This is a genomic window from Pseudomonas sp. NBRC 111119 (assembly GCF_001320125.1).
GTDB classification, from domain to species: domain Bacteria; phylum Pseudomonadota; class Gammaproteobacteria; order Pseudomonadales; family Pseudomonadaceae; genus Aquipseudomonas; species Aquipseudomonas parafulva.
Genome location: NZ_BCAV01000053.1, coordinates 1 through 25,988, shown reverse-complemented (window position 1 = coordinate 25,988; position 25,988 = coordinate 1). Strand labels below are relative to the sequence as shown.

Sequence of the window (25,988 nt, the reverse complement as noted above, 5' to 3'; positions counted from 1 at the left end):
CCTTCGCAGTGACTGCACTGCGAGGGCGCCAAGGCGGGCCGAAGCGGGTTACAGCTCGATGCAGTCGAACTTCACATCGGTTGCCACGTCTTCGTCGTAGTTGACGTCAGCGCGCTCGAAGCCGAACAGGTTGAGGAACTGCTTCTTGTAACCGGCATAATCGGTCAGCTCGAACAGGTTCTCGGTGGTCACCTGTGGCCACATGGCCTTGCAGGCATCCTGCACATCGTCACGCAGTTCCCAGTCGTCCAGGCGCAGGCGCGCCTTTTCGTCCACCGCTGCCGGCGCACCGTCGGTGCGGTACAGGCGGTCGCGGAACATGCGGTCCAGCTGGTCCTGGGTGCCTTCGTGCACACCCTTCTCCTGCATGATCTTGAACACCATCGACAGGTACAGCGGCATGACCGGGATGGCCGAGCTTGCCTGGGTCACTACCGACTTGAGCACGGCCACGTTGGCGCCACCCTTGATTTCACCGGCCAGCTTCTGGTCCAGGCGCAGGGCGGTTGCGTCCAGGTCCTGCTTGGCCTGGCCCAGCGCACCGTGCCAGTAGATCGGCCAGGTGATCTCGGTGCCGATGTAGCTGAACGCCACGGTGCGGGCGCCTTCGGCCAACACGTCGGCACCGGCCAGGGCATCGATCCACAGCTGCCAGTCCTGGCCACCCATGACGGTGACGGTATCAGCGATTTCCTGCTCGGTGGCCGGCTCGATGCTGGCCTCGATGATGGTGTCCTTGTTGGTGTCGATGGCGGTCGACTTGTACGGCTGGCCGATCGGCTTGAGCGCAGAACGCACCAGCTCGCCGGTCTGTGGCAGTTTGCGCACAGGCGAGGCCAGCGAATAGATGACCAGGTCAACCTTGCCACCCATGTCGTTCTTGATCAGCTCGATGACCTTGGCCCGCGCTTCATCAGAGAAGGCGTCACCGTTGATCGACTTGCTGTACAGGCCGTCGGCCTTGGCAAACTTGTCGAAGGCAGCGGCGTTGTACCAGCCGGCGGTGCCTGGCTTGGTTTCGGTGCCTGGCTTTTCGAAGAACACACCGAGTGTGTCGGCCTTGAAGCCAAAGGCTGCGGTAATGCGCGCCGCCAGGCCGTAGCCACTGGACGCACCGATTACCAGGACCTTCTTCGGACCATCCTCGCGCACGCCCAGCTTACGGGTGGCTTCGATCTGATCACGAACGTTGAGCTCGCAGCCCTTCGGGTGAGTCGTGGTGCAGATGAAACCGCGGACCTTGGGATGAATGATGGCCAATGTCTGTACCTCGTCAGGTTGATGCCGGGAAAGCGCCACACCTTGGCGCTCTCGTTTAACAGAGGGTGAGACTCCCCCCGCAGATGATGCGGCACATATTAAGGGGTGAACGGGGCGATTCAAAACCCGAGGCGCACTGCTGGCGCGAAACCAGGCGGGACGCAAGCGCCGGGGGCCCTGCGGATTGATTGGGTTTGGCTATCAATCCACAAGAAAATCAAACTTAACAAATGAGCCCAGGCAGACGATGCTGGGTGTTTAACGCACCCGCACGGAGAACAACAACATGAACGACGTGGTCATCGTTGCCGCAACCCGCACCGCCATCGGCAGTTTCCAGGGCGCACTGGCGGCCGTCCCTGCCGTGGACCTGGGCGCCGCCGTGATCAAGCGCCTGCTGGAGCAGACCGGGCTGGACCCTGCGCAGGTCGACGAGGTGATCCTGGGCCAGGTACTCACCGCGGGCGCAGGGCAGAACCCGGCGCGCCAGGCGGCGGTCAAGGCTGGCCTGCCCTACAGCGTGCCGGCACTGACCTTGAACAAGGTATGCGGGTCGGGCCTGAAGGCCTTGCACCTTGCCGCCCAGGCCATCCGTTGCGGTGACGCCGACGTGGTGGTTGCCGGTGGCCAGGAAAACATGAGCCTGGCGCCCTATGTGATGCCCTCGGCCCGCACAGGCCAGCGCATGGGGCATGGCCAACTGCTCGACAGCATGATCACCGATGGTTTGTGGGACGCCTTCAACGACTACCACATGGGCATCACGGCTGAGAACCTGGTGGAACATTATGGCCTGAACCGCGAACAGCAGGACGCCTTTGCCGCAGAATCCCAGCGCAAGGCCGTGGCCGCCATCGAGGCGGGCCGCTTCGATGATGAAATCACCCCGATCGTGCTGCCGCATAAAAAGGGCGACCCTACGGTATTCGCCCGTGACGAACAGCCTCGCGCGGGTACCACGGCCGAGTCGCTGGGCAAACTGCGCCCGGCCTTCAAGAAGGATGGCAGCGTCACGGCAGGCAATGCGTCCAGCCTGAATGATGGTGCCGCAGCGGTGTTGCTGATGAGCGCAACCAAAGCCGAGGCGCTGGGCCTGCCGGTACTGGCCAGGGTGGCGGCCTACGCCAGCGCGGGCGTAGACCCGGCGATCATGGGTATCGGCCCAGTGTCGGCCACCCAGCGTTGCCTGGAAAAGGCTGGCTGGCAACTGGCCGACCTGGACCTGATCGAAGCCAATGAGGCCTTCGCGGCCCAGGCGCTGGCGGTAGGCAAGGCGCTTGAATGGGATGCGGCGCGGGTGAATGTGAATGGTGGCGCCATTGCCCTTGGCCACCCGATTGGCGCATCCGGGTGCCGGGTACTGGTGACCTTGCTGCACGAGATGATCAAACGCGATGCCCGCAAAGGGCTGGCGACGCTGTGCATCGGCGGCGGCCAAGGGGTAGCCCTGGCCCTTGAACGCCGGTAGGCACTAGCGAGGTGTAGGGGTGTGGGACGTGTTCACCGCATGCACCAACGCCCCCACCTGCCGGCATTTGTGCACAGCCTGCTCCAGCGGGTTGTCCAGCAGCGAGCACGAGGGTGCCAGCCAGAGCCGCTCGCCTAGCCTGTCATGAGCATCGCGCAGCACATCTTGAAGCTGCGCCAGGTCGCCAGGTGATGCCTGGCGGCCATCAACCAACCCCAGCGACAGCACCTTGTAGGCGGGCAGGCGGTCGAGCACGCTCAGGTACTGTTCAGGCGCCTGGACCAGGTCGATGTGAAGCCCATCGACCGGCAGGTTCGCCGCCAGGCCCAGGTTGCCGCCCAAGGCACCGGAGCAGGTGGCGATCAGTTTTTTCAAGGGCGCCCGCTGGAGGATGTTGTAGACACGCTCGTAGGCGTTTTTCCAGGCTTGGGGCAGTTCAAGGGCAAGAATGGGCTCATCGATCTGCACCCATTCCACCCCCAATACGGCAAGCTGGTTGAGGGCTTGGTCATATTCAGGCAGCAGGCGGTCGAGCCGTTCCAGTGTGTCGAGGCCGTTTTCTTCGCCCTGCCACAGCAGCGTCAAAGGGCCTACCAGCACCGGCTTGACCGCATGGCCCAGCGCGATGGCTTCTGCCACCTCCTGAAAAAGCGGTTCCAGATGCCCAGCGAGCACGGAGGCCTGGGCATCGACGACGCCAGGGTGCTGGTAGTACCAGGCGGTATCCCCGACGGGCAGCAGCTCGATACCGGCTTCTTTCTGCGCCTGCCAATGGCGGGCACGCAGTTCGCGATCGTCGCTGATGCGTGGGAAGCCCAGGTTGTGCGCCAGTGCCATGTCTTGCCCCTCGAGGTATCAAATGAATGAGGGAATTGTCCGGGCAAGGGATGCTTGAGACAAACTCATTTAATTTGAGATGAATCCAAAAAATGCTCATGATGGCCCGCGCAATACAGATGTCACCGTCATGACCGGGGCAGGCAAAACCGGTGTCTCAAACAGATCACCGCCGTACGCAACCGGACATGACCGCGAGGTGCATCTGCCGCACAATGTCAGCCTGTTTCCTCAGGTGCCCGGCCCCATGAACGTGCTGAAAACCGCATTGCGCGAACAGCGCTTCGTCTGCGTGATGGAATTCGTCCCCAAGCCTTCGGCTGAACGTTTCGCGGCCATGGACGCGATCCTGGCCCGCGGGCACCTGTGCGGCTGGCCGATGACCGTCGCTATCGGTGACCGGGTCGGCAGCCCTCTGGACATGTCCCCGCTCGACGCCCTGGCCTCGTTCAGCAATCCGGTACCGGCACTGCCGCACTTTTCTGGCAAGGACCGGGAGCGGCACCACCTGCTCGCCCAGTTGCAGCGCATGGACGCGGCCGGCCTGCATCAGTTGCTGGTACTCACGGGCGACCGCCTGCCTGGGCATCAGCCAGGCGAGCGCCCGGTGCGCTACCTGGAGTCGGTCGCGGCGCTGCAAATGGCGCGTCAGGCGTACCCACACTGGTTACTGGGCGCCGCGCTCAACCCGTTCAAGTACTGTGAGGAAGAAGGCGCCGCGCAGTACTTCAAGGCCGAGAAAAAGCTCGCGGCAGGGGCCGACTTCTTCACGCTGCAACTGGGCTTCGATGCGGCCAAGCACCAGGAGGCCATGCACTGGGTGCGCCGCCAGCCTGCGCCCAAACCGATACTGGCCTGCCTGATGAGCCTGACCCAAGGCCGGGCGAACATGCTCGATCACGTCGCCGGGGTTACCGTCACACCGTCCATGCGGCACATGCTCGAAGCCGAGGCGGCGCAATCCAAGGCCTTTGCCCAGGCCCGCAGCGTCGACCGGCTGGCTTTGCAGGTGATTGGCGTGAAGCTGATGGGCTATGCCGGGGTGCACCTGTCGGGCATTCACGAGATCAGCCAGTTGCTGGCGCTGGAAGCGCGACTGGAGCACTGGCAGGCACAGATAACCGACATGGCGCAGTGGGCACCCGCCTGGCAGGCCAGTTGGCAGATGCCAGGCCTGCCTGCCGTCACGTTCCACCCGCCACAGGCCGCGTGGCGCCAGGGGGAGTCGCGGGTGACCGCCACCCTCACGCAGCAGGCGCGCTACCACCTGATGCACGGCATGCACTCACTGCTGTTCAGCCGCCGCAATGGCCTGAGCCAGGCTTTCGGCTGGGCGGTGCGCCAGCCGGTGTGGTCCACCCGCCTGGGCGCTCAGGTGTTGCACACGGCAGAACGCGCGGTGAAGCGACCGCTGCTGGGCTGCGACACCTGTGGCCGCTGCCGCCTTGAGGACACGCTGTATATCTGCCCGGAAACCTGCCCCAAGGGCCTGGCCAATGGCCCCTGCGGCGGCACGGCACTGAACCGCTGCGAATTCGGCGACCGCGAGTGCATCCACAGCGTGAAATACCGCACAGCCAAGGCCGTGCAGCAGACCGCGGTGCTGGCCGAACGCCTGATCCCCTGCATCGAGGAGCACACCCGTCACCGCAGTTCATGGCCCCAGTGGTTCGGGGCCCCGGCCACGCGTGCTACGCCGCAGTCAGCGCCTCGAAGCCAGCCCGGATCGTAGCCTCGGGCAGGTCGTCGGCAATGAACACCATCACGCTCTCGCGGGCCTCGCCCTCGGCCCACTCGGCATCCCAGTCGAAGCCGTAGAGCTTGAGCACGCCCTGGAACACCAGCTTGCGTGGCTCCCCGGCGATGTTGAGCACCCCTTTGTAGCGCAGCAACTGCTTGCCATGGGTTTCCAGCAGGCCGTTCATGAAGTCGCTGAGGCGGTCGATGTCCAGCGCCGTATCGGTGCGCAGCACCAGGGTGGCGATACGGTCCGGCGTGGCCGGCTTGAGCACCGGGCGCAGGGCAGGCTTGAGGTTGGCGCCCAGGTCCGGGTTGAGGTTGAAGCCACGTACATCCAGCAGCTCGGCCAGGGAAATGCGGCCGTGCTCCACCACATGAATGGCCGCCCGCCCGTTGATGCGGCCAAGCCGCTCGCGCAGCGCCAGCACGGCGTCCGGCTCGACCAGGTCGGTTTTGCTCAGCAGCAGACGATCCGCAAAGCCGACCTGGGCCTGGGCGATGGCCTGGGTAAGGTGCAATTCGGCATGGGCCGCGTCCACCAGGGTGATGATGCCGTCGAGGATGTAACGCTCACGCAATTCCTCGTCGACGAAAAAGGTTTGCGCAACCGGTGCCGGGTCGGCAAGGCCGGTGCACTCGATCACCAGGCGGTCGAACGCGATCTCGCCGGCATCCAGCCGCTCCAGCAACAGGTACAGGGCACGGGTGAGGTCGCCATGAATGCTGCAGCAGACGCAGCCATTGGCCAGGGTCATCACCTGTACCGGCTGGTCACCGAGCAGCTGGCTGTCAATGCCGGCCTCGCTGAATTCGTTTTCGATGACCGCAAGCTTCAGGCCGTGTTCGGCCTTGAGCATGTGCTTGAGCAAGGTCGTCTTGCCAGCGCCAAGGAAGCCGGTGAGGACGGTGACGGGAATGGGCGTCTGCACGCAGAAAATCTCCTGAGCGGAAAAACAAAGGGCCTCATCGCCGGCAAGCCGGCGATGAGGCCAGTACAGGTCAACGCCTGGGGTTCAACAGCATTTGGGCCCGGACTTGCCTCCGTAACGGGCTTCCTGGCGTTCACGGAAGAACGCCTCGTAGCTCATCACCGGCTTGTCGGGGTGCGTCTTCTGCATGTGTTCGACATAGTTGTCGTAGTCGGGCATGCCGACCATCAGGCGGGCTGCCTGCCCCAGGTATTTCCCCAGTCGACCCAGGTCGTTGAACATCGCAGCAGTCCTCTCAAGCGTCAGGCAAAGCCTGGAACGGGGTTTCCTTGTCGGTCCGTTCCTTGCGGCCCCAGGCGGCATAACCCACCTTGATCGCGAAGAACAGAATGCTGAACACCACCACCAGGAACAGGATGGTCAGCCCGGCGTTGGTGTAGGCGTTGTAGATCACGTGCTGCATTTGCCCGATATCCTTGGCCGGGGCCAGTACCTGGCCGGCGTCCAGCGCGGTGCTGTACTTCTTGGCCAGGGCCAGGAAGCCCACGGCCGGGTTCGGGTCGAACAGCTTGATCAGGCCCGCAGCGGTGGTGCAGATCAGCAGCCACGCAGCCGGCAACAGGGTGACCCAGATGTAGCGCTGGCGCTTCATCTTGATCAGCACCACGGTCCCGAGCATCAGGGCAATACCGGCCAGCATCTGGTTGGAGATACCGAACAGCGGCCACAGCGTGTTGATACCGCCCAGTGGGTCGATCACGCCCTGGTACAGCAGGTAGCCCCACATCGCCACGCAACCTGCGGTAGCCAACAGGTTGGCGCCCCACGATTCGGTGCGTTTGAGCGCCGGCACGAAGCTGCCCAGCAGGTCCTGCAGCATGAAGCGCCCGGCACGGGTACCGGCATCCACTGCGGTAAGGATGAACAGCGCCTCAAACAAAATGGCGAAGTGGTACCAGAACGCCATGGTGTTCTCGCCCGGCAACACCTGGTGCAGGATTTGCGCGATACCCACCGCCAGGGTTGGCGCACCGCCGGCACGGGCCAGGATGGTGTGTTCGCCAATGTCACGGGCGACGGCTTCCAGGTGTTCCGGCGTAATCAGGAAGCCCCAGCTGCTGACTGTCTGCGCCACCGAAACCGCGTCGGCACCGACCACGGCGGCCGGGCTGTTCATGGCGAAATACACGCCCGGCTCGATCACCGAGGCCGCGACCATCGCCATGATCGCCACGAACGACTCCATCAGCATGCCGCCGTAGCCGATGTAGCGCGCGTTGGTTTCGTTATCCAGCAGCTTGGGCGTGGTGCCCGAAGAGATCAGCGCATGGAAGCCCGACACCGCACCACAGGCGATGGTGATGAACAGGAACGGGAACAGGGTGCCCTTCCACACCGGGCCCGTGCCGTCGGTGAACTGGGTCAGGGCCGGCATCTTCAGCTCGGGCGCAATGATCAGGATGCCGATGGCAAGCCCGACGATGGTGCCGATCTTGAGGAAGGTGGACAGGTAGTCACGCGGTGCCAGTACCAGCCACACCGGCAGCACGGCTGCAACGAAGCCGTAGCCCACCAGCATCCAGGTGATCTGCACGCCGGTGAAGGTGAACGCCGGGCCCCATACCGGGTCGGCGGCGATCTGCCCGCCCAGCCAGATGGACAGCAACAGCAGCACCACGCCGATAATGGAGATCTCGCCAATGCGGCCCGGGCGGATGTAGCGCATGTAGATGCCCATGAACATCGCGATCGGGATGGTCGCCATGACCGTGAACATGCCCCAGGGGCTTTCTGCCAGGGCCTTGACCACGATCAGCGCCAGCACCGCCAGGATGATGATCATGATCAGGAAACAGCCGAACAGGGCGATGGTGCCTGGGATACGGCCCATTTCTTCGCGGACCATGTCGCCCAGCGAGCGGCCATTGCGGCGGGTGGACATGAACAGGACCATGAAGTCCTGCACGGCACCGGCCAGCACCACGCCGGCAATCAGCCACAGGGTACCGGGCAGGTAGCCCATCTGCGCGGCCAGTACCGGGCCGACCAGGGGGCCTGCGCCAGCGATGGCGGCAAAGTGGTGGCCGAACAGGATGTGTTTGTTGGTGGGGACGTAGTCCAGGCCATCGTTGTTGAGCACCGCCGGTGTGGCACGGCGCGGGTCGAGTTGCATCACCTTGGTGGCGATGAACAGGCTGTAGTAGCGATAGGCAACCAGGTAGATGGCCACTGCCGCGACCACGATCCACAAGGCGTTGATCGCCTCGCCGCGACGCAGGGCGACCACGCCCAGTGCGCAGGCTCCCAGGACTGCCAGCGCCAGCCACGGTAGATGGCGTAGCAGGCTATTATTGTTGTTCATGGTTTGATTCCAGCTGGTGGATTGGAAAGACCGCCCATCGAGTCTAGGGCGAGTCATCGCGCATTGCCACACTTGCTTGGGAATAGAGCCTTTCCGAAAGGATTGCGCACTAAGCCGACCAGGCAGAATTCATTCGACGTCCGGATGTCATGCGAGGCCTGCATCATGAGCACCACCCCTGAACGCCGCCGCTTCCTGCGCATCGATTTCGATGCGCCCACTGAACTGTGCCAGGGCCAGCAGCGTTGGCCAGCCACCCTGCTGGACTTGTCACTCAAAGGCCTGCTGGTACAGCGCCCTGCCAACTGGAGCGCCGACCTCACCCAGGATTTCGACGCCATCATCCACCTGGGCCCCGAGGAGCGGGTGCACATGCAAGTGGAACTGCGCCATGAAGAGCCAGATCGGCTGGGCTTTGTCTGCCTGTACATCGACCTCGACTCGATGAGCCACCTGCACCGTCTTGTGGAATTGAACCTGGCCGACGGCACCGAAATGATGCGCGAACTGCGACAACTGATCGAATAATAAAATCTCTTAGCTAGCTAACATCCCCCTCGGGCTGACTTTCCTGTCCGTCTAGACAGCTTTGGCTGCGGTTGGGCTGTATTTGTACACACCCCTCTAGGCCCGGATTCAGCGTACTGGTACGGCTCCTGCATTGGGTTACAGGCGCTTAGCAGGCACCTGCCCGCGCGCTTGGATCTAAATATTGTATACAATTTGTGTGGCAATCTATGGATTGAAATGTCTACAGTAGCTACACAACAATAAACAGAGAGCCTGCTCAATGACCACGTCCCCTAGCACGTCTCCCACCCCGCGTCCGGAGGACGAAAACCTCGGCCTGGGTGCGAACCTGGCCTATGGGCTACAGCATGTGCTGACCATGTACGGGGGCATCGTCGCGGTGCCGCTGATCCTTGGCCAGGCAGCAGGCCTCAACCCTGCCGAGATCGGCATGCTGATCGCCGCCTCCCTGTTTGCTGGTGGCCTGGCGACCCTGCTGCAAACCCTTGGGCTGCCGTTTTTCGGCTGCCAGTTGCCGCTGGTGCAGGGGGTGTCGTTTGCCGGTGTGGCGACCATGGGCGCCATTCTCAGCAGCGAGGGCGGCGGTGGCCTGCCCGGTGTGCTGGGCGCGGTGATGGCGGCCTCGCTGATCGGCTTTCTGATTACCCCGGTGTTCTCGCGCATCACCAAGTTTTTCCCGCCACTGGTGACGGGCATTGTCATCACCACCATCGGCCTGACCCTGATGCCGGTGGCCGCGCGCTGGGTGATGGGCGGCAACAGCGCCTCCCCGGAGTTCGGCAGCGTGGCCAATATCGGCCTGGCCGCCCTGACCTTCGCCATTGTGCTGCTGCTGAGCAAGCTGGGCAGCGCGACCATTTCGCGGTTGTCGATCTTGCTGGCGATGGTAGTGGGCACGTTGATCGCCTGGGCCCTGGGCATGGCTGACTTCGGCAAGGTTACCGAAGGCCCGGTGTTCGCCTTCCCTACCCCGTTTCACTTCGGCATGCCTGAATTCCACGTCGCCGCCATCCTGTCGATGTGCATCGTGATCATGGTGACCCTGGTGGAAACCTCGGCGGACATTCTGGCCGTGGGTGAAATCATCGACACCAAGGTCGACTCCAAGCGCCTGGGCAACGGCCTGCGTGCCGACATGGCATCGAGCATCCTGGCGCCAATCTTTGGCTCATTCACCCAGAGCGCCTTCGCCCAGAACGTTGGCCTGGTGGCGGTGACAGGCGTGCGCAGCCGCTACGTAGTGGCCACCGGCGGCGTGATCCTGGTGGTGCTTGGCCTGCTGCCGATCATGGGGCGGGTGATTGCCGCCGTGCCCACGCCAGTACTGGGTGGTGCGGGTATCGTGCTGTTCGGTACCGTGGCCGCCAGCGGCATCCGTACGCTGTCGAAGGTCAGCTACAAGAACAATGTGAACCTGATCATCGTTGCTGCATCACTGGGCTTCGGCATGATCCCGATCGCTGCACCCACGTTCTATCACCACTTCCCCAACTGGTTCGAAACCATTTTCCACTCCGGCATCAGCTCGGCGGCGATCATGGCCATTTTGCTGAACCTGATCTTCAACCACTTCACCACGGGCAACTCGGACCAACAGTCGGTGTTCGCCGCCGCTTACGAGCGCACCATCGAGTATTCGGACATTTCTGCGCTGCGTGATGGCGACTACTTCAAAGACGGCAAGCTGTTCGACGCCGAAGGCAATGAGGTGCCGATGCGGGTGGTGGACGAACACGGCAACGAGGCGGTAAAGCGAGCAGCGGTGGCCGAGCACTAACCTCTGCCGCTGAGGGCGCCATTATTCAAACAGCGCATCCAGCGCCTGTTCCAGCCGGGTGACCGCAATGACCTGCAGCCCGGCCGGTGCCTCCTTGGGGGCATTGCCCTTGGGCACGATCGCACGCTTGAAGCCATGCTTGGCCGCCTCTTTCAGGCGCTCCTGCCCGCTGGGCACCGGCCGCACCTCGCCCGACAGGCCGATTTCACCGAATACCAGCAGGCCATGGGCCAACGGCCGGTTGCGCAGGCTGGACATTACCGCCGCCAGCAAGGCCAGGTCTGATGCGGTTTCCAGCACTTTGACCCCGCCGACCACGTTGAGGAACACGTCCTGGTCATGGGTCGGAATACCCCCATGCCGGTGCAGCACCGCCAGCAGCATGGCCAGGCGGTTCTGGTCCAACCCCAACGTGACCCGGCGCGGGTTGGCCAGGTGGCTGTCATCCACCAGCGCCTGCACTTCCACCAGCATCGGCCGCGTGCCCTCCCAGGTCGCCATCACCACACTGCCGGGTACTTCTTCCTGGGTGCGGTTGAGGAAAATCGCCGATGGGTTGGACACTTCCTTCAGGCCGCGGTCGGTCATGCCGAAAACGCCAAGCTCGTTGACCGCGCCAAAGCGGTTCTTCACCGCCCGCAGCAGGCGCAGGCGGCCGTCGGACTCGCCCTCGAAATACAGCACCGTGTCGACCATGTGCTCCAGCACCCGCGGGCCTGCCAGCGAGCCTTCCTTGGTTACATGGCCCACCAGGAAAATGGCCGTGCCGCTCTGTTTGGCGTAGCGCACCAGCAATGCAGTACTTTCACGCACCTGGGCCACACCGCCCGGCGCCGACTGCAACTGCTCGGTGAAGATGGTCTGGATCGAGTCGATTACCATCACCCGCGGTTTTTCCTGGCGCGCCGTGGCAATGATGGTTTCGATGCAGGTTTCGGTCATGACCTTGAGCTTGTCCTGAGGCAGCCCCAGGCGCCGCGAGCGCATGGCCACCTGCTGCTGGGACTCTTCGCCGGTGACATACAGCGCAGGCATGCCCACCGCGATGTTGCACAAGGTCTGCAACAGGATGGTCGACTTGCCGATACCCGGGTCACCGCCAATCAGCACCACCGAGCCGTCCACCAGCCCGCCACCCAACACGCGGTCCAGTTCGGTACTGCTGGTGGTAAAGCGCGGGATCTCTTCGACGCTGACTTCGGCCAGGGTCTTGATCTGCGCCTGCTGCCCGGTCCAGCCTGCACGCCCGCTGCTTGGCGCTGCCGCACCACCGCTTTCGATCATGGTTTCGACCAGGGTGTTCCAGGCCCCGCATTCGCCACATTGCCCAGCCCATTTGGGGAAGGTCGCGCCGCACTCGGTGCAACCATACATGCGCTTGGCCTTGGCCATGGGGAGTGTCTCCGGGTAAAAAAGCCTGAATGATAACGTAGCGAACGTGCCCTGGCGGGCCTGGGATGCGACAAAACTATTCGTTGCGACAGTAGTCACTACCCCTGAATGCAGCGCATGAAGCGTTTAAGTGGCTTACACTGCGTTTACCTCACCATTTGTTACAAAGGAATAGATACATGGGCATGATCAGTGAGTTCAAGGCCTTCGCGGTCAAAGGCAACGTCGTCGACATGGCGGTCGGTATCATCATCGGCGCGGCCTTCGGCAAGATCGTCTCGTCCTTCGTTGGGGATGTGGTCATGCCGCCACTGGGGCTGTTGATCGGCGGTGTCGATTTCAGCGACCTGGCCATCACCCTGAAAGCTGCCCAGGGCGATATCCCGGCGGTGGTGCTGGCTTATGGCAAGTTCATCCAGACCGTCATCGACTTCGTGATTATCGCCTTCGCCATCTTCATGGGCGTGAAGGCCATCAACCGCCTCAAGCGCGAAGAAGCGGTGGCGCCAAGCGTGCCGCCTGCTCCGTCGCCTGAGCAAACGCTGCTTACCGAAATCCGCGACCTGCTCAAAAACCGCCCCTGAGGCAGTACCCTGCGAGCGGCGCCCGCCGTTCGCAGGCAGTAATTACCAGTAGGTTTCCACCGCAACCTGGCCAGGGCGCTTGCTCAGGCTCAATTGCAGGTCACGCGCCTTGAGCACCTTGCGCGTCTCGTCGATCATCTCAGGGTTGCCGCACAGCATGATGCGCGAGTGCTCGGGGGACAGCGCCAACCCCGCTGCCCGCTCCAGCTCACCGTTCTCGATCAGGGTGGTGATGCGCTGGGTCAGGGCGCCGGGGTGCTGCTCGCGGGTGACTACAGGAATGAACTGCAGTTTGCCGGCGTACTCCGCCAGGTAATCACGCTGCTCAAGGGCGTTGATTTCGTCGACGTATGCCAGCTCTTTGGCCTCGCGTACCGAATACACCAGCTTGATGTTGTCGAAACGCCCCCAGGCTTCGAAGTCCTGCAGGATCGACATGAACGGCGCAATGCCTGTGCCGGTTGCCAACAGCCACAGGTCGCGCCCGCCGGTGAAGCGGTCAAGCGTCAGGAACCCGAATGCCTGGCGGTCTATCAACAGCGTGTCGCCTGCACCCAGGCGGCTCAGCTCGCTTGTGAATTCGCCACCGGGTACTACGATGGAGAAGAAGTCGAGGTACTCGTCGTGCGGCGCGCTGACCATCGAATAGGCTCGCCACACCACACTGCCATCGGCCTTGCTCACCCCCAGGCGGGCAAACTGACCCGAGCGGAAGCGAAAGCCCGCATCGCGCGTGACTCGCAGGCTGAACAGGTTCGGCGTCAACGGCTGAACATCGAGCAGGGTCTGACGAGTGAATTTCTCAGCGCTGGCGGTCATGTCGGGCTCCAAATACGGGGTCCATACAGTGTCGCGCAAAGTAGTCTGGATAAAAACCACTGCTTTGTGGGGCCTAGTGCTGTTCGCGGCACATTCCGTCACAGAAAAGCCCGCCTGCTATAGCCAAATGTACCAACGATGGGCTGAAACGTTTCCTACACTCAAACCGGCACCCATACGGATTGGGCTCCGATGCCCACTGGAGACTTCAGATGTTTCACTGGAAGCCAGAGCATCTTCACGCCTTTGTGAGCGAGCGCCACCCGCGGAAACTGTTCGATATCGCTGTGCACCTTACCCAGGATCTTGACTTCGACTACCTCGGCTTGAACCTGCGCATACAGATCGCCACGCAAACCCCGCATTTTTACCTCTATAGCAATTACCCGAGCGACTGGATCCTGTGCTACCAGGATGAAGACTTCTACAAGCAGGACAGCGCCAGCATCGCCAGCCACACCTCCACCACACCCGTACTGTGGACTGACGAACTCTACAAAGAAGCCCCTCATGTGCGCGAGGCGGCATGCCAGCATGGCCTTCGGCACGGCTGGACACAGTCACTTCACGACTTGCAGCACAACGAAAGCCAAATGAGCGTGGCCAGGCCTGCAGGCAGAATCGAAACGGCCGAACTGTACGACAAGGCGGGTAGCGTCCAGTGGATGTGCCACACCCTGCATGCGGTACTCTCCGAACATCATCTGGATGCACTTTGCCCGCCTCAACCGAAAATGAGCGAGCGGGAGCTTGAGGTATTGAAGTGGTCCGCCGCCGGCAAAACCGCTGCCGACGTGGCCTGCATCCTGTCCCTGTCGCAAAGCACGGTCAATTTTCACATTCGCAGCGTGATCACCAAAACCAATGCGGCCAACAAGGCTGGCGCCGTGGCCATTGCTGCCCTGCGCGGCTGGATCTGACGTTCGAGCCTGCGACCTTCGGCAAAGCGCTGTAGAATCGCCCGGCAAAGCCCGCGGCGAACCGCAACGGGCAGATTCGTACCCGAGCCAGACGCCATGCCCCTGTTGACCACCCCTTTTGCTGCCCTCGACCTGATCCGCCAGCCCGAGCAGGCCAACGACCCGCTGCAGGCGTTCGACGCCGCCGACGAATACCTGCTTGAGCAGTTGCACCAGCAGGTACCCCAGGCTGGCTGGCGAGTGCTGGTGCTCAATGACAGTTTTGGCGCCCTGGCGGCCAGCCTGGCCGGCCATGTGCAGGTGGTCAGCAGCGGCGATTCACACCTGGCGCACCTTGCTTTGGGCAAGAACCTGGTGCGTCGTGGCTTGTCATTCGACAGCGTGCCGTTCATACCGGCCAGCGAGCATTGGCAAGGTGAATTCGACCGCGTGTTGATTCGTGTCCCCAAGACCCTGGCATTGCTTGAAGAGCAGCTGATTCGCCTGCAAGGCCACCTCGCCCCTGGCGCGCAGGTGATGGCCGGCGCCATGGTCAAGCACCTGCCGCGTGCCGCCGGCGACCTGATGGAAAAATACATCGGCCCAGTACAGGCCTCACTGGCGCAGAAAAAAGCCCGGCTGCTGACGGCCACCCCCGCGCAGCAACCGCTCGCCTGCTCACCGTACCCCAGCCGTTACCGCCTGGAGGCACCGGCGCTGGAGCTGGTCAACCATGCCAACGTGTTTTGCCGAGAGGGGCTGGATATCGGCACCCGGGCATTCTTGCCTCACCTGCCTGGGAACCTGGGCAGCGCCCGGGTAGCAGACCTGGGGTGTGGCAATGGGGTGCTGGCCATTGCCAGCGCCATGGCCAGCCCGGACGCGCACTACATCTTGGTCGATGAGTCCTACATGGCCGTACAGTCCGCACAAGAAAACTGGCAGGCAGCCCTGGGAGAGCGCCCGGCCACGTTCCTGGCGGGCGATGGCCTGGCAGGGGTCGAGAAGCAATCCCTGGACGTTGTGTTGTGCAACCCACCGTTTCACCAGCAGCAGGTGGTGGGTGATTTCCTGGCCTGGCGCATGTTCCAGCAGGCCCGCGAAGCGCTGGTAGTGGGTGGCGCGCTGTACATCGTGGGTAACCGCCACCTGGGCTACCACAGCAAGCTTGCCCGCCTGTTCCGCGGTGTGGAACAGGTGGCGGCAACGCCCAAGTTCGTCGTGCTCAAGGCGCGCAAATAAAGGTGCCGGGGCTGCCTGGCAGCCCCGGCAGCGCTCAGTGGGTGGTCAACCCGGCTGCGCTCATGAACAGCCGCATCACCCAGGCCGCCACACCCAGTGCCGCCACGCTCATCGCCCAGATGAGCAGCAGCCAGCCCAGGCGCTGCCACAAGGGTTTCTTCTGCTCCGCACCCTGGTTACTGGTCATTTTTCAGCCTCCTAGTGATAGCCCTGATCGTGAGTCACCTTGCCGCGGAACACGTAGTAGCTCCAGAAGGTGTAACCCAGGATGAAAGGCAGGATGAACAAGGTGCCGACCAGCATGAAGCCTTGGCTCTGCGACGGCGCGGCGGCCTCCCAGATGGAGATGGACGGCGGGATGATGTTCGGCCACAGGCTGATGCCCAGGCCGCTGTAGCCAAGGAAGATCAACACCAGGGTCAGTAGGAACGGCGCGTAATTCGCGCTGCGCGCCACTGCCTTGAACAGCCCGTAGAAGGTCACCAGCACCAGCACCGGTACCGGCATGAACCAGATCAGGTTAGGCATGCTGAACCAGCGCTCGGCGATCTGTGGATAAGCCACCGGTGTCCACAGGCTGACGATGCCGATCACCGCCAGCAGCACCAGGGCCAACGGGCGGCCAAGGTTGTGCATCTGCTCCTGCAGCGGCCCTTCGGTCTTCATGATCAGCCAGGTGCAGCCCAGCAGCGAGTACGCCACGATCAGCCCCAGGCCACAGAACAGGCTGAAGGGTGTCAGCCAGTCCAGCGTACCGCCGGCGAAGTGGCGGTCCACCACCTTGAAACCTTCAATGAAGGCACCCAGCGCTACCCCCTGGAAAAACGTGGCCACCAGCGAGCCGCCGATGAAAGCCTTATCCCACAGATGGCGGCGCTGGGCGCTGGCCTTGAAGCGGAACTCAAACGCCACGCCGCGGAAAATCAGGCCGATCAGCATCAGCATCAACGGCAGGTACAGGGCTTCGAGGACCACGGCGTACGCCATCGGGAAGGCACCGAACAACCCGGCACCTCCCAGTACCAGCCAGGTTTCATTACCGTCCCACACGGGGGCAACGGTGTTCATCATCACGTCCCGGTCACGCTCACCTTTGACGAAAGGGAAGAGCATGCCGATGCCGAGGTCGAAGCCGTCCATCACCACGTACATCATCACGCCGAAGATGATGATGACAGCCCAGATCAGTGGAAGATCGATACCCATGGCTCAGTTCCCCTTGCTCAGGTCTGCAGTGGCAGCATCGCTGCTGTCGTCGGCGGCGGACAACGGCCGTGCTGGCGTACGTTGCTGGCCTGGCCCACCCGGGCGCGGCTGATCCCCTTCACCGGTATGCGGCCCTTTGCGCACCAGGCGCATCATGTAGGCAAAGCCGGTGCCGAACAGGGCGAAATACACCACCACGAAGGCCACCAGGGTGAAGCCCAGCTGGGTGTAGCTGTGGTTGGACACACCGTCGGCGGTGCGCATGACCCCATACACCACCCAGGGCTGGCGACCGATTTCCGTGGTGAACCAGCCGGCCAGAATCGCCAGTAACCCAGACGGCCCCATCCAGGTGACGAAATGCAGGAACGGGCGCGAGGTGTACAGCTTGCCACCCTTGCGCAGCCATAGGCTCCACAGGCCGGCCGCAATCATGAGCATGCCGAGCGCCACCATGATGCGGAACGACCAGAAGATGATGGTGGAGTTGGGCCGGTCCTCGGGCGGGAATTCCTTCATCGCCGGTACCTGCTGGTCCAGGCTGTGGGTGAGGATAAGGCTGCCGAGTACGGGTATCTCGACCTTGAAGCGGGTGGTTTCAGCCTGCATATCGGGGATGCCGAACAGGATCAACGGCGTTGCCTCGCCCGGCTTGTTCTCCCAGTGGCCTTCGATGGCGGCAATTTTTACCGGCTGGTGCTTGAGCGTGTTCAGGCCGTGGAAGTCGCCGATCAGCGCCTGCACGGGCGCCACGATCAGGGCCATCCACATGGCCATCGACAGCATCTTGCGCACCGAGGGGTTGTCGCGCCCGCGCAGCAGGTGCCAGGCCGCTGAGGCACCGACGAAGAAGGCGGTGGCGACAAAGGCTGCCGTGGCCATGTGCATCAGGCGGAACGGGAACGAAGGGTTGAAGATGATCGCCAGCCAGTCCACCGGTATGACGCGGCCATCGATGATTTCGTGGCCCTGGGGGGTCTGCATCCAGCTGTTGGAGGCCAGGATCCAGAATGTGGACACCAGCGTACCGAGCGCCACCATGCAGGTGGCGAAAAAGTGCAGGCCACGCCCAACCCGGTTCCAGCCAAACAGCATTACGCCCAGAAAGCCTGCTTCAAGGAAGAACGCGGTGAGGACTTCGTAGGTGAGCAACGGCCCGGTGACCGAACCTGCGAACTCGGAGAACCGGCTCCAGTTGGTGCCGAACTGGTAGGCCATGACCAGGCCAGACACCACCCCCATGCCGAAGTTGACAGCAAAGATCTTCGACCAGAAGTGATAGAGGTCCCGGTAGACCTGTTTGTCGGTCTTCAGCCAAAGGCCTTCGAGCACGGCCAGGTAGCTTGCCAGGCCAATGGTGATGGCCGGGAACAGGATGTGAAAAGATACGGTAAACGCGAACTGGACCCGGGCGAGATCCAGAGCCTCTAAACCGAACATAATGCTTCCTCTTCAGGTAATCCGGCGATCGGGCCGGTGGCACCGTCGCACCACTGCCCCCACGTAGTCGAGTACGGCGCGTTGGAATTGTTCTGTTCGATGTGCAGGGATTACGGCCAGAAGGCCGAACCGTTGCGGGATCGTTACGATTGCAACGATTGACCCAGATCAACGATATGCCTGCAAGCATAGCCCCGAAAGGCCCAACTGGCCGTGTGGTGGTTTGCCGCGTGACCGGTTGCCCCACCCCGGTTCCCAATGCGGCGTAAAAATGCCCGGGCGTGCAAACAGCAACCATTTGTTACAAACAGATGATAGGCTGCAGGCTTCCCCACGCGCCGAGGCCAAGGGTTCCGATGTCTGATTCTGCGCCGCAGTTGTTGCGCCATCACCGCCCTTTTCTGGCCTTCTGGCTGGCCAGGGTGTTTACCGCCAGCGGTTTCCAGATGCTCACCGTGGCCATTGGCTGGCACCTCTACCAGTTAACGGGCAACGTGTTGGACCTGGGGCTGGTGGGCCTGGTGGAGTTCGCACCCCGGGTACTGTTCATGTTGCACACCGGCCATGTGGCCGACCGTTATGACCGGCGCAAGGTGGCGGCCCTTTGCCAGAGCCTGCAGGGGCTGATCGCCCTGGCCCTGGCGGTGGGCAGCGCTACCGACCATGTCACCCGCGAACTGATCTTTGCCCTGGCCTTCCTGCTGGGGGCCACCCGCTCGTTCGAGATGCCCGCCACACAGGCCTTGCTGCCCAACGTTGTACCGGCCGGGTTGTTCCCACGGGCCGTGGCAGCCTCGGCATCGGCAACCCAGTCGGCAACCATCGTGGCGCCTGCCGTGGGCGGTTTTCTCTATGCCTTTGGCAGCATTTGGGTGTACGGGCCAACGGTCGCTCTGTATGCCATCGCCTGCGTGCTGACCCTGAGCCTGCAGGCCCGTGGCCAGGTGGCCCAGCGCGGGCGCGCCAGCCTTGAGTCGTTGCTGGCAGGCATCCGCTTCATCCGCAGCCGGCCAGACATCCTCGGCGCCATTTCACTGGACCTGTTCGCCGTGCTGTTGGGCGGGGCGACGGCACTGCTGCCGGTGTTCGCCAAGGACATCCTGCTGACCGGGCCAATGGGCCTTGGGCTGCTGCGCTCAGCGCCAGCGGTGGGCGCCTTGCTGATGTCGGTGTGGCTGGCCCGGTTCCCGTTCGAGCGCAAGGTGGGGCGGACCATGTTCACGGCGGTGGGTGTGTTCGGCGTGGCCACCATCGCGTTCGGCCTGTCCACCTCGTTCTGGTTCTCGCTGGCGGTGCTGGTGGTGCTTGGGGCTGCCGACATGATCAGCATGGTGATCCGCGGGGCGTTCGTGCAGCTGGAGACGCCGGACGAGATGCGCGGACGTGTCAGCGCAGTCAATGGGCTGTTCATCGGTGCCTCGAATCAGCTCGGCGAGTTCGAATCCGGGGTCACCGCGCACTGGTTTGGCACAGTGCCTGCCGTGGTGCTCGGGGGTGTGGGCACCCTGGTGGTGACGGGGGTGTGGATAAAACTGTTCCCGACACTGGCCAAGCGGGATCGGCTGCACGAGGGCTGAAGGGTTGGCCTGTACCGGCCCCATCGCGGGCACACGCCGTGCGAAACCCTTTCCCCAACGGCCATAGGCCCCCGCCTGGCATGCTGGTATGATGCGCGGCTTTTTTCCACCCCACGCAAAACCACGGCAACCGGTACGGTCTGTGCTTTGCTGATGGGGTCGATACATTCATGGCGCCGGGGGCGCCTCGGGGAGCGGGCATGCTGGAAAGGCTGTTTCAACTAAAAGCACACAACACCAATGTGCGCACCGAGATACTGGCGGGCGTCACCACCTTCCTGGCCATGGCCTACATCCTGTTCGTCAACCCGAGCATCCTCGGCGAGACCGGCATGGACAAGGGTGCGCTGTTCGTCGCCACCTGCCTGGCGGCCGCCATCGGCTCCACCACCATGGGCCTGATCGCCAACTACCCGATCGCCCTGGCGCCGGGCATGGGCCTGAACGCGTTCTTCACCTACACCGTGGTGCTGCACATGGGCCACACCTGGCAGGTAGCCCTGGGCGCGGTGTTCCTGTCGGCGGTGATGTTCTTCCTGTTGTCGATCTTTCGCATCCGCGAGTGGATCGTCAACAGCATTCCGCTGCCCCTGCGCTCAGCCATCGCTGCGGGCATCGGGCTGTTCCTGGCACTGATCGCCCTGCATAACGCGGGGATTGTGGTGGATAACCCAGCCACGCTGGTGGGCCTGGGTGACTTGCGCCAGCCCGCGCCGATTCTGGCCACCCTCGGTTTCTTCCTGATCGTGGGGCTGGAAGCGCTGAAGGTGCGCGGCGCGGTGCTGATCGGCATCCTGGCGGTTACCGTGGCAGCCATTGCACTGGGCGTCACACCCTTTGGCGGGATCGTCTCCATGCCGCCTTCGCTGGCCCCTACCTTCCTGCAGCTGGACATCGCCGGCGCCCTGGACGTGGGGCTGGTGAGCGTGATCTTCGCCTTCCTGTTCGTCGACCTGTTCGATAATTCCGGCACCCTGATCGGCGTGGCCAAGCGCGCCGGGCTGATGGGCAAGGATGGGCACATGCCGAAGATGGGCCGCGCCCTGATCGCCGACAGCACCGCCGCCATGGCCGGTTCGTTGCTGGGCACTTCCACCACCACCAGCTACATCGAATCTGCAGCTGGCGTGAGTGCAGGTGGCCGCACCGGCCTGACGGCCATCGTGGTCGCCGTGCTGTTCCTGCTGGCGCTGTTCTTCGCCCCGCTGGCCGGCAGCGTACCGGCCTTCGCCACGGCGCCGGCCCTGCTGTTCGTTGCCGTGCTGATGGCCTCGGGCCTGGCAGAAATCAACTGGGATGACGTTACCGAAGCCGCGCCGGTGGTGGTCACCGCCCTGGCCATGCCGCTGACCTACTCGATTGCCAATGGGATCGCCTTCGGCTTCATCGCCTGGACAGCCATCAAGCTGATCAGTGGCCGCCACCGCGACCTGAATGCGGCGCTGGTCATCCTTTCCATTCTGTTCGTCATCAAGCTGGGCTGGTTCAACGCATGAGTGCCGCTTTCGACCCCTCCTCCTACGCCAGCCAGCTGGACGCCAAGGTAGCCCGGCTGCGCGAGCTGCTGGCGCCCTTCAGCGCGCCGGAGCCTGCCGTTTTCGATTCACCGCGCGAGCACTACCGCCTGCGCGCCGAGTTCCGCCTGTGGCGCGAGGACGGCCAGCGCCACTACGCCATGTTCGCGCCCGGGGACAAGCACAAGGCGATTCTAATCGACGATTTCCCAATCGCCAGCCGCTCCATCAATGCCCTGATGCCTCGGCTGAAGGCTGCGTGGCAGAGCAACGAGGCACTGGGCAACCGCCTGTTCCAGGTCGAGTTCCTGACCACGCTGGCCGGCGACGCGATGATCACGCTGTGCTACCACCGCCCGCTGGATGCTGCCTGGGAAGCGGCCGCCCGGCAGCTTGCCGATGAGTTGGCCGTCAGCATCATCGGCCGCTCCAAGGGCAAGCGCCTGGTCATCGGCCGCGACTACGCGGTGGAGAAACTGGAGGTGGCGGGCCGGGTGTTCAGCTATCGCCAGCCCGAGGGGGCCTTCACCCAACCCAATGGCGCGGTGAACCAGAAGATGCTCGGCTGGGCGTTCGACGCCATGGGCGAACGTGAGGACGACCTGCTGGAGCTGTATTGCGGCAACGGCAACTTTACCCTGCCGCTGGCCACCCGCGCCCGCCAGGTGCTGGCGACCGAAATCAGCAAGACATCGGTGAATGCCGCGCTGAGCAACCTGGACGAAAACGCTGTGGACAACGTGCGCCTGGTGCGGCTGTCGGCAGAGGAACTGACCCAGGCATTGAACGGCGTGCGGCCGTTCCGCCGGCTGGAAGGCATCGACCTGGGCAGCTACAGGTTCGGCACCGTGTTCGTCGACCCGCCGCGTGCCGGCATGGACCCGGACACTTGCGAGCTCACCCGGCGCTTCGAGCGCATCCTGTACATCTCCTGCAACCCGGAAACCCTGGCGCAAAACATCGCCCAGTTGCACGATACGCACCGGATCGAACGCTGTGCGTTGTTCGACCAGTTCCCCTACACCCACCACATGGAAAGCGGCGTATTGCTGGTTCGGCGCTGATCCCTCAGCCGGTTGGGCCGTTGCGGCCCACCGGCCCTGTCAGGAGCCCGTGAAGATGGACCAGTTGGCCGCCATGCACACCTTTCGCCGGGTCGTCGACCTCGGCAGCTTCAGCGCCGCGGCCAGCTGTACAGGCCAGTCCCACACCGTACTCTCACGCCAGGTGAAGCAGCTGGAGCGCCAACTGGGCACACAACTGCTTGCCCGCTCCACCCGCCGCCTGCACCTGACCGAAGCGGGCACGCTTTTTTATCGCCACTGCGTCTCTATCCTTGAGCAGGTCCAAGCGATGACGCTTGAGCTCTCCGAGCATCAGCAGCAACCCACAGGCACCCTGCGCCTGAGTGTGCCAACCGCCTTCGGCGAGCTGGAACTGGGGCGCTGGCTGGCTGACTTTGTGGAACGCCACCCATGCCTGCAGGTGGAGCTCAATTGCAGCGATCGCTTTATCGACATGCTCGAAGATGAAGTCGATGTGTGCCTGCGGATCACCGATCAGTTGCCGGACTCCAGCCTGGTGGCTCGCCGGCTGGCGCCCAGCGAAGTGATGCTGGTCGCGGCCCCCAGTTACCTCAAACGCCATGGCGCGCCCAGCTCACCGGGCACGCTGAGCAGCCATGCACTGCTCGGCTACAGCAACCTTGCGCACCCTCAGCGGTTGCAGCTCACCCGCGCGGATGGCGAGCAACACGGCATCGTCATGCCCAGGCGCCTGAGTGCCAACTCACCAATGGCCCTGCGCGCTGCTGCAATCGGCGGGTTGGGCATTGCCAGTTTCGACCGCTTCATCGTGCACGATGCCCTGCTCGACGGGCGTCTGGTGCCAGTACTTGAAGGCTGGAAGTTGCCCGCGCGCAACCTTTACGCGGTCTACCCGCAAAGCCGCTACCTGGCACCCAAGGTGCGGGCGCTGCTGGAGTATGTGCAGGCTTATTACGCCCAACCCCGGTGGCAAGCTTGATCTGTGCAAAATAAGCACAGGTCTTGGCCATGCAGGGCCGTATCTGTGTGAATGGCGTTGCTTTAGCCTTGGCTGCAGGGTTATCCAGCGAAGGAATTTCACATGAAGGCATTACAGAAAATAGTCGCGGGCATGGCGCTCGCAACCCTGGCAACAGGCATCAATGCGGCAGAAAAAACCGTGTCAGTACCCGACAGCAGCGCCCTTGCATGGCAAGCGGTGCCCAATACCCAGGGCGCCGTCAGTTACGCGAACGTTGAGGGCGATATCTTTGGCACCGGGCCTTATTCGGCCTATGTCAGGTTCAGAAAAGGGACCGACAATGGCCTGCACCAGCACAGCCAGGCGCTGCCGACAGTTGTGCTGCACGGCACGTTTTACGCAGTGATCGATGGCCAACGCAGCGAATTCCCGGCGGGGTCGTACTACAAGCTACCGGCGGACCTGGTACACGAAAGCGGGTGCACTGCGGCAGCCGATTGCCTGCTTTTCCAGTACCAGGCCGATGCGTTCGACCTGAAGCCTGTAAACAGCTGATTACCAGGCTGCTTGAGGGGCCGCTCCGTCAAGGTATTGCCTTGGCCTGGACGGAGCGAGCGCCCCTTCACTTAGAAGTCGAAGAACACCGTCTCCCCTTCCCCCTGAATACGGATATCGAAGCGATAGGCCGTCTTCCCGTCCACTTCGCAGCGCTTGGCAATCAGGGTTTCCCGCCGCTGGGGCTGCTCGATCAGGTTGAGCACCGGGCATTTGGCGTTGGCCTCGGCCTCATCGTCGAAATACAGGCGGGTGTGCAGGTGAATGTTGATGCCGCGGGCAAACAGGCTGAGGTTGATGTGCGGCGCCATCGGCACACCTGCGGCATTGTTTACCACGCCCGGTTTGACCGTGTGCGCCGTCCATTCGCCAGCGTCGAAGGTGGTGGCGGTGCGCCCGAAGCTGTTGAAGGCGTTTTCCAGGTTGTAGGCGTCCTGGTAGTCGCCGTTGGCATCGGCTTGCCACAGCTCCAGGAACGAATCGCGCACCAGGTGGCCGTTGCCGTCGTACACGTGGCCGACCAGCACGATGTGTTCGCCGGCAGCCTCAGGCTTGGCCAGGCGGTTCCAGATTTCCTGGTCACGGGTGGGGTTACCGGCCGCTTCCAGGGCCAGGCCGATGTGCACGTAGGGGCCGGCCGTTTGCGAGGGGGTTTCCGGCAGCAGTTCGATTGGCATGGCGGGGTCCTCAGCAGTTTTCGAAGTGGGTCTTGCGCTGGCCACGCAGCACGATGTCGAAGCGGTACGCCAGGCAATCCATCGGGTTGGCGTTGCTCATGTCGAGCTTGGCGATCAACTGTTGCACGGCTTGCGGGTTGGCGATGGACTTCACGATCGGGCACATCGGGATCAGCGGGTCGCCCTCGAAATACAGCTGGGTGATCAGTTTGGTCGCGATCGAAGGCCCGCTGATGGCGAAGTGAATGTGCGCCGGGCGCCAGTCGTTCGGGCCATTGCGCCAGGGGTACGGGCCGGGTTTGATGGTGCGGAAGCTGTAGTAACCGTCGCGGTCGGTGAGGCAGCGGCCTACACCCCCGAAGTTGGGGTCGAGCGGCGCCAGGTAGCGGTCATTCTTGTGGCGGTAGCGGCCGCCGGCGTTGGCCTGCCACATTTCGACCAGGGTGTTTGGCACAGGCTTGCCATACTGGTCGACAATACGACCGGCAACGATGATGCGCTCCCCAATCGGCAAGCCGCCGTTGTTGAAGTTCAGCAGCAGGTCGTGGTCATGGGCGCCAAAGCCCAGGTGGGAGAAATCAGGGCCGGTGGTTTCACTGATCGACTGTGGGATGCTGACCAAGGCCTGGCGCGGCGAGCGCGCGATCGAGGTCTTGTAGTCAGGCGTCAGGGCCTTGGGGTGCCAGTTGCGATCACGGATCACGAAGCGGCTGTTGTCCTGAGCGGGCATGCCGGTTTCCTCTCTTGGAATTATGGAACGCCTGGGTGGGGCAGGCGGACTTACAGTTTCAGGCAGCATGGATGCAATGAATATTGAATTCATGCCGAAGAGGCTTAACCAAATGGTTATGCATGACAGAAGCGCCTGACACCTGTCGATGCAGTGGACTAATCTTTATCTTCTTGTTTCAGGCTCTGGAGAGCATTCATGGAATGGCGAAAAGGCCGACGTAGCGACAATGTGGTCGACGCCCGGGGCTCAGGTGGCGGCGGGATGCGGTTTGGTGGCGGCAAAGGGCTGGGGCTCGGCGCCATTCTGCTGATCGTGGGCATCGGCTGGCTGACCGGCCAGGACCCGTTGCAGATCCTGGGCCAACTGACCGGCCAGATGCAGCAGCAAGCACCCACCGCCACTTCTGGCAAGGCGCCACCTGCCAACGATCAGCAGGCCG

Annotated in this window: 25 protein-coding genes; 13 read left to right on the top strand and 12 right to left on the bottom strand. The window is 63.0% G+C overall.

The window, feature by feature from the left end; all coding sequences use genetic code 11:
- Positions 1-48: 48 nt before the first annotated feature.
- Positions 49-1,260 carry an enoyl-ACP reductase FabV gene (gene fabV / locus APH25_RS19260; RefSeq protein ID WP_028633311.1) on the bottom strand — a complete coding sequence of 404 codons (1,212 nt, stop codon included), beginning with the start codon at positions 1,258-1,260 and terminating at the stop codon, positions 49-51.
- 286 nt (positions 1,261-1,546) lie between these two features.
- Between fabV and APH25_RS19255 the strand changes: the two genes are divergently transcribed.
- On the top strand, positions 1,547-2,728 hold the full coding sequence (locus APH25_RS19255) for an acetyl-CoA C-acetyltransferase (RefSeq protein ID WP_060483039.1): 1,182 nt from the start codon (positions 1,547-1,549) through the stop codon (positions 2,726-2,728).
- A 3-nt stretch (positions 2,729-2,731) separates the two neighbouring features.
- Here the strand turns inward: APH25_RS19255 and APH25_RS19250 are convergent, their stop codons facing one another.
- Positions 2,732-3,565, bottom strand: coding sequence for a 5-methyltetrahydropteroyltriglutamate--homocysteine methyltransferase (locus APH25_RS19250; RefSeq protein ID WP_060483038.1), 834 nt, complete (start codon positions 3,563-3,565; stop codon positions 2,732-2,734).
- A gap of 247 nt (positions 3,566-3,812) precedes the next feature.
- Between APH25_RS19250 and APH25_RS19245 the strand changes: the two genes are divergently transcribed.
- A complete protein-coding gene (locus tag APH25_RS19245) occupies positions 3,813-5,297 on the top strand; it encodes a methylenetetrahydrofolate reductase C-terminal domain-containing protein (RefSeq protein WP_060483065.1) in 1,485 nt (494 codons plus the stop codon).
- Here APH25_RS19245 and yjiA read toward each other — a convergent pair.
- The 3 genes from yjiA to APH25_RS19230 all read right to left on the bottom strand — a co-directional run bounded on the left by yjiA (position 5,257) and on the right by APH25_RS19230 (position 8,596).
- On the bottom strand, positions 5,257-6,234 hold the full coding sequence (yjiA, locus tag APH25_RS19240) for a GTPase (RefSeq protein WP_028633315.1): 978 nt from the start codon (positions 6,232-6,234) through the stop codon (positions 5,257-5,259). The genes APH25_RS19245 and yjiA overlap by 41 nt on opposite strands.
- An 84-nt stretch (positions 6,235-6,318) precedes the next feature.
- Positions 6,319-6,516 (bottom strand): YbdD/YjiX family protein, encoded by a 198-nt coding sequence (locus tag APH25_RS19235; RefSeq protein ID WP_003251633.1) that lies wholly within the window; start codon positions 6,514-6,516, stop codon positions 6,319-6,321.
- A 13-nt stretch (positions 6,517-6,529) separates the two neighbouring features.
- Positions 6,530-8,596 (bottom strand): carbon starvation CstA family protein, encoded by a 2,067-nt coding sequence (locus APH25_RS19230; protein WP_028633316.1) that lies wholly within the window; start codon positions 8,594-8,596, stop codon positions 6,530-6,532.
- A 165-nt stretch (positions 8,597-8,761) separates the two neighbouring features.
- Between APH25_RS19230 and APH25_RS19225 the strand changes: the two genes are divergently transcribed.
- Positions 8,762-9,124, top strand: a complete 363-nt coding sequence (locus APH25_RS19225; RefSeq protein ID WP_060483064.1) for a PilZ domain-containing protein — start codon at positions 8,762-8,764, stop codon at positions 9,122-9,124.
- Positions 9,125-9,386: 262 nt separating this feature from the next.
- Positions 9,387-10,904 carry a nucleobase:cation symporter-2 family protein gene (locus tag APH25_RS19220; protein ID WP_060483037.1) on the top strand — a complete coding sequence of 506 codons (1,518 nt, stop codon included), beginning with the start codon at positions 9,387-9,389 and terminating at the stop codon, positions 10,902-10,904.
- Between the two features lie 21 nt (positions 10,905-10,925).
- On the opposite strand, the gene radA is transcribed toward APH25_RS19220, so the two are convergent.
- Positions 10,926-12,296 (bottom strand): DNA repair protein RadA, encoded by a 1,371-nt coding sequence (radA, locus tag APH25_RS19215; RefSeq protein WP_028633319.1) that lies wholly within the window; start codon positions 12,294-12,296, stop codon positions 10,926-10,928.
- Between the two features lie 179 nt (positions 12,297-12,475).
- On the opposite strand from radA, the gene mscL reads away from it, so the two are divergent.
- The gene (gene mscL, locus APH25_RS19210; RefSeq protein ID WP_060483036.1) at positions 12,476-12,880 is read left to right on the top strand and encodes a large-conductance mechanosensitive channel protein MscL; all 405 of its coding nucleotides are present in this window, start codon (positions 12,476-12,478) and stop codon (positions 12,878-12,880) included.
- A 42-nt stretch (positions 12,881-12,922) separates the two neighbouring features.
- On the opposite strand, the gene APH25_RS19205 is transcribed toward mscL, so the two are convergent.
- A complete protein-coding gene (locus APH25_RS19205) occupies positions 12,923-13,699 on the bottom strand; it encodes a ferredoxin--NADP reductase (protein ID WP_060483035.1) in 777 nt (258 codons plus the stop codon).
- Between the two features lie 212 nt (positions 13,700-13,911).
- Here APH25_RS19205 and APH25_RS19200 point away from each other — a divergent pair, with 212 nt between their 5' ends.
- Both APH25_RS19200 and APH25_RS19195 read left to right on the top strand, forming a co-directional pair.
- Positions 13,912-14,619, top strand: a complete 708-nt coding sequence (locus APH25_RS19200) for an autoinducer binding domain-containing protein (protein WP_028633322.1) — start codon at positions 13,912-13,914, stop codon at positions 14,617-14,619.
- 96 nt (positions 14,620-14,715) lie between these two features.
- Positions 14,716-15,840 (top strand): methyltransferase, encoded by a 1,125-nt coding sequence (locus APH25_RS19195; RefSeq protein ID WP_060483034.1) that lies wholly within the window; start codon positions 14,716-14,718, stop codon positions 15,838-15,840.
- Between the two features lie 34 nt (positions 15,841-15,874).
- Here APH25_RS19195 and APH25_RS19190 read toward each other — a convergent pair whose 3' ends face one another.
- Genes APH25_RS19190 through APH25_RS19180 form a run of 3 tightly spaced genes read right to left on the bottom strand, consistent with a single transcriptional unit; the run spans position 15,875 to position 18,486 of the window.
- Positions 15,875-16,027: a DUF2474 domain-containing protein gene (locus tag APH25_RS19190; protein WP_033727993.1), complete on the bottom strand. Its 153-nt coding sequence runs from the start codon at positions 16,025-16,027 to the stop codon at positions 15,875-15,877.
- A gap of 11 nt (positions 16,028-16,038) precedes the next feature.
- A complete protein-coding gene (gene cydB, locus APH25_RS19185) occupies positions 16,039-17,046 on the bottom strand; it encodes a cytochrome d ubiquinol oxidase subunit II (RefSeq protein WP_060483033.1) in 1,008 nt (335 codons plus the stop codon).
- A gap of 3 nt (positions 17,047-17,049) precedes the next feature.
- Positions 17,050-18,486, bottom strand: coding sequence for a cytochrome ubiquinol oxidase subunit I (locus APH25_RS19180; RefSeq protein WP_060483032.1), 1,437 nt, complete (start codon positions 18,484-18,486; stop codon positions 17,050-17,052).
- A 356-nt stretch (positions 18,487-18,842) separates the two neighbouring features.
- On the opposite strand from APH25_RS19180, the gene APH25_RS19175 reads away from it, so the two are divergent.
- The 5 genes from APH25_RS19175 (at position 18,843) to APH25_RS19155 (ending at position 24,139) form a co-directional block, all read left to right on the top strand.
- Positions 18,843-20,063, top strand: coding sequence for an MFS transporter (locus APH25_RS19175; RefSeq protein ID WP_060483031.1), 1,221 nt, complete (start codon positions 18,843-18,845; stop codon positions 20,061-20,063).
- Positions 20,064-20,263: 200 nt separating this feature from the next.
- On the top strand, positions 20,264-21,559 hold the full coding sequence (locus tag APH25_RS19170) for an NCS2 family permease (RefSeq protein WP_060483030.1): 1,296 nt from the start codon (positions 20,264-20,266) through the stop codon (positions 21,557-21,559).
- Positions 21,556-22,641, top strand: coding sequence for a tRNA (uridine(54)-C5)-methyltransferase TrmA (gene trmA, locus APH25_RS19165; protein ID WP_060483029.1), 1,086 nt, complete (start codon positions 21,556-21,558; stop codon positions 22,639-22,641). Before APH25_RS19170 ends, trmA begins: the two co-directional genes overlap by 4 nt.
- A 55-nt stretch (positions 22,642-22,696) precedes the next feature.
- Positions 22,697-23,602 (top strand): LysR family transcriptional regulator, encoded by a 906-nt coding sequence (locus APH25_RS19160; RefSeq protein ID WP_060483028.1) that lies wholly within the window; start codon positions 22,697-22,699, stop codon positions 23,600-23,602.
- Between the two features lie 102 nt (positions 23,603-23,704).
- On the top strand, positions 23,705-24,139 hold the full coding sequence (locus APH25_RS19155; RefSeq protein ID WP_060483027.1) for a cupin domain-containing protein: 435 nt from the start codon (positions 23,705-23,707) through the stop codon (positions 24,137-24,139).
- A 71-nt stretch (positions 24,140-24,210) separates the two neighbouring features.
- Here the strand turns inward: APH25_RS19155 and pcaG are convergent, their stop codons facing one another.
- Both pcaG and pcaH read right to left on the bottom strand, forming a co-directional pair.
- Positions 24,211-24,816, bottom strand: a complete 606-nt coding sequence (pcaG, locus tag APH25_RS19150) for a protocatechuate 3,4-dioxygenase subunit alpha (RefSeq protein ID WP_060483026.1) — start codon at positions 24,814-24,816, stop codon at positions 24,211-24,213.
- Between the two features lie 10 nt (positions 24,817-24,826).
- The gene (gene pcaH / locus APH25_RS19145) at positions 24,827-25,546 is read right to left on the bottom strand and encodes a protocatechuate 3,4-dioxygenase subunit beta (protein ID WP_024087742.1); all 720 of its coding nucleotides are present in this window, start codon (positions 25,544-25,546) and stop codon (positions 24,827-24,829) included.
- 198 nt (positions 25,547-25,744) lie between these two features.
- Here pcaH and APH25_RS19140 point away from each other — a divergent pair.
- Positions 25,745-25,988, top strand: a 244-nt coding sequence (locus APH25_RS19140; RefSeq protein WP_177331207.1) for a neutral zinc metallopeptidase, incomplete at its 3' end; no start/stop codon positions are given.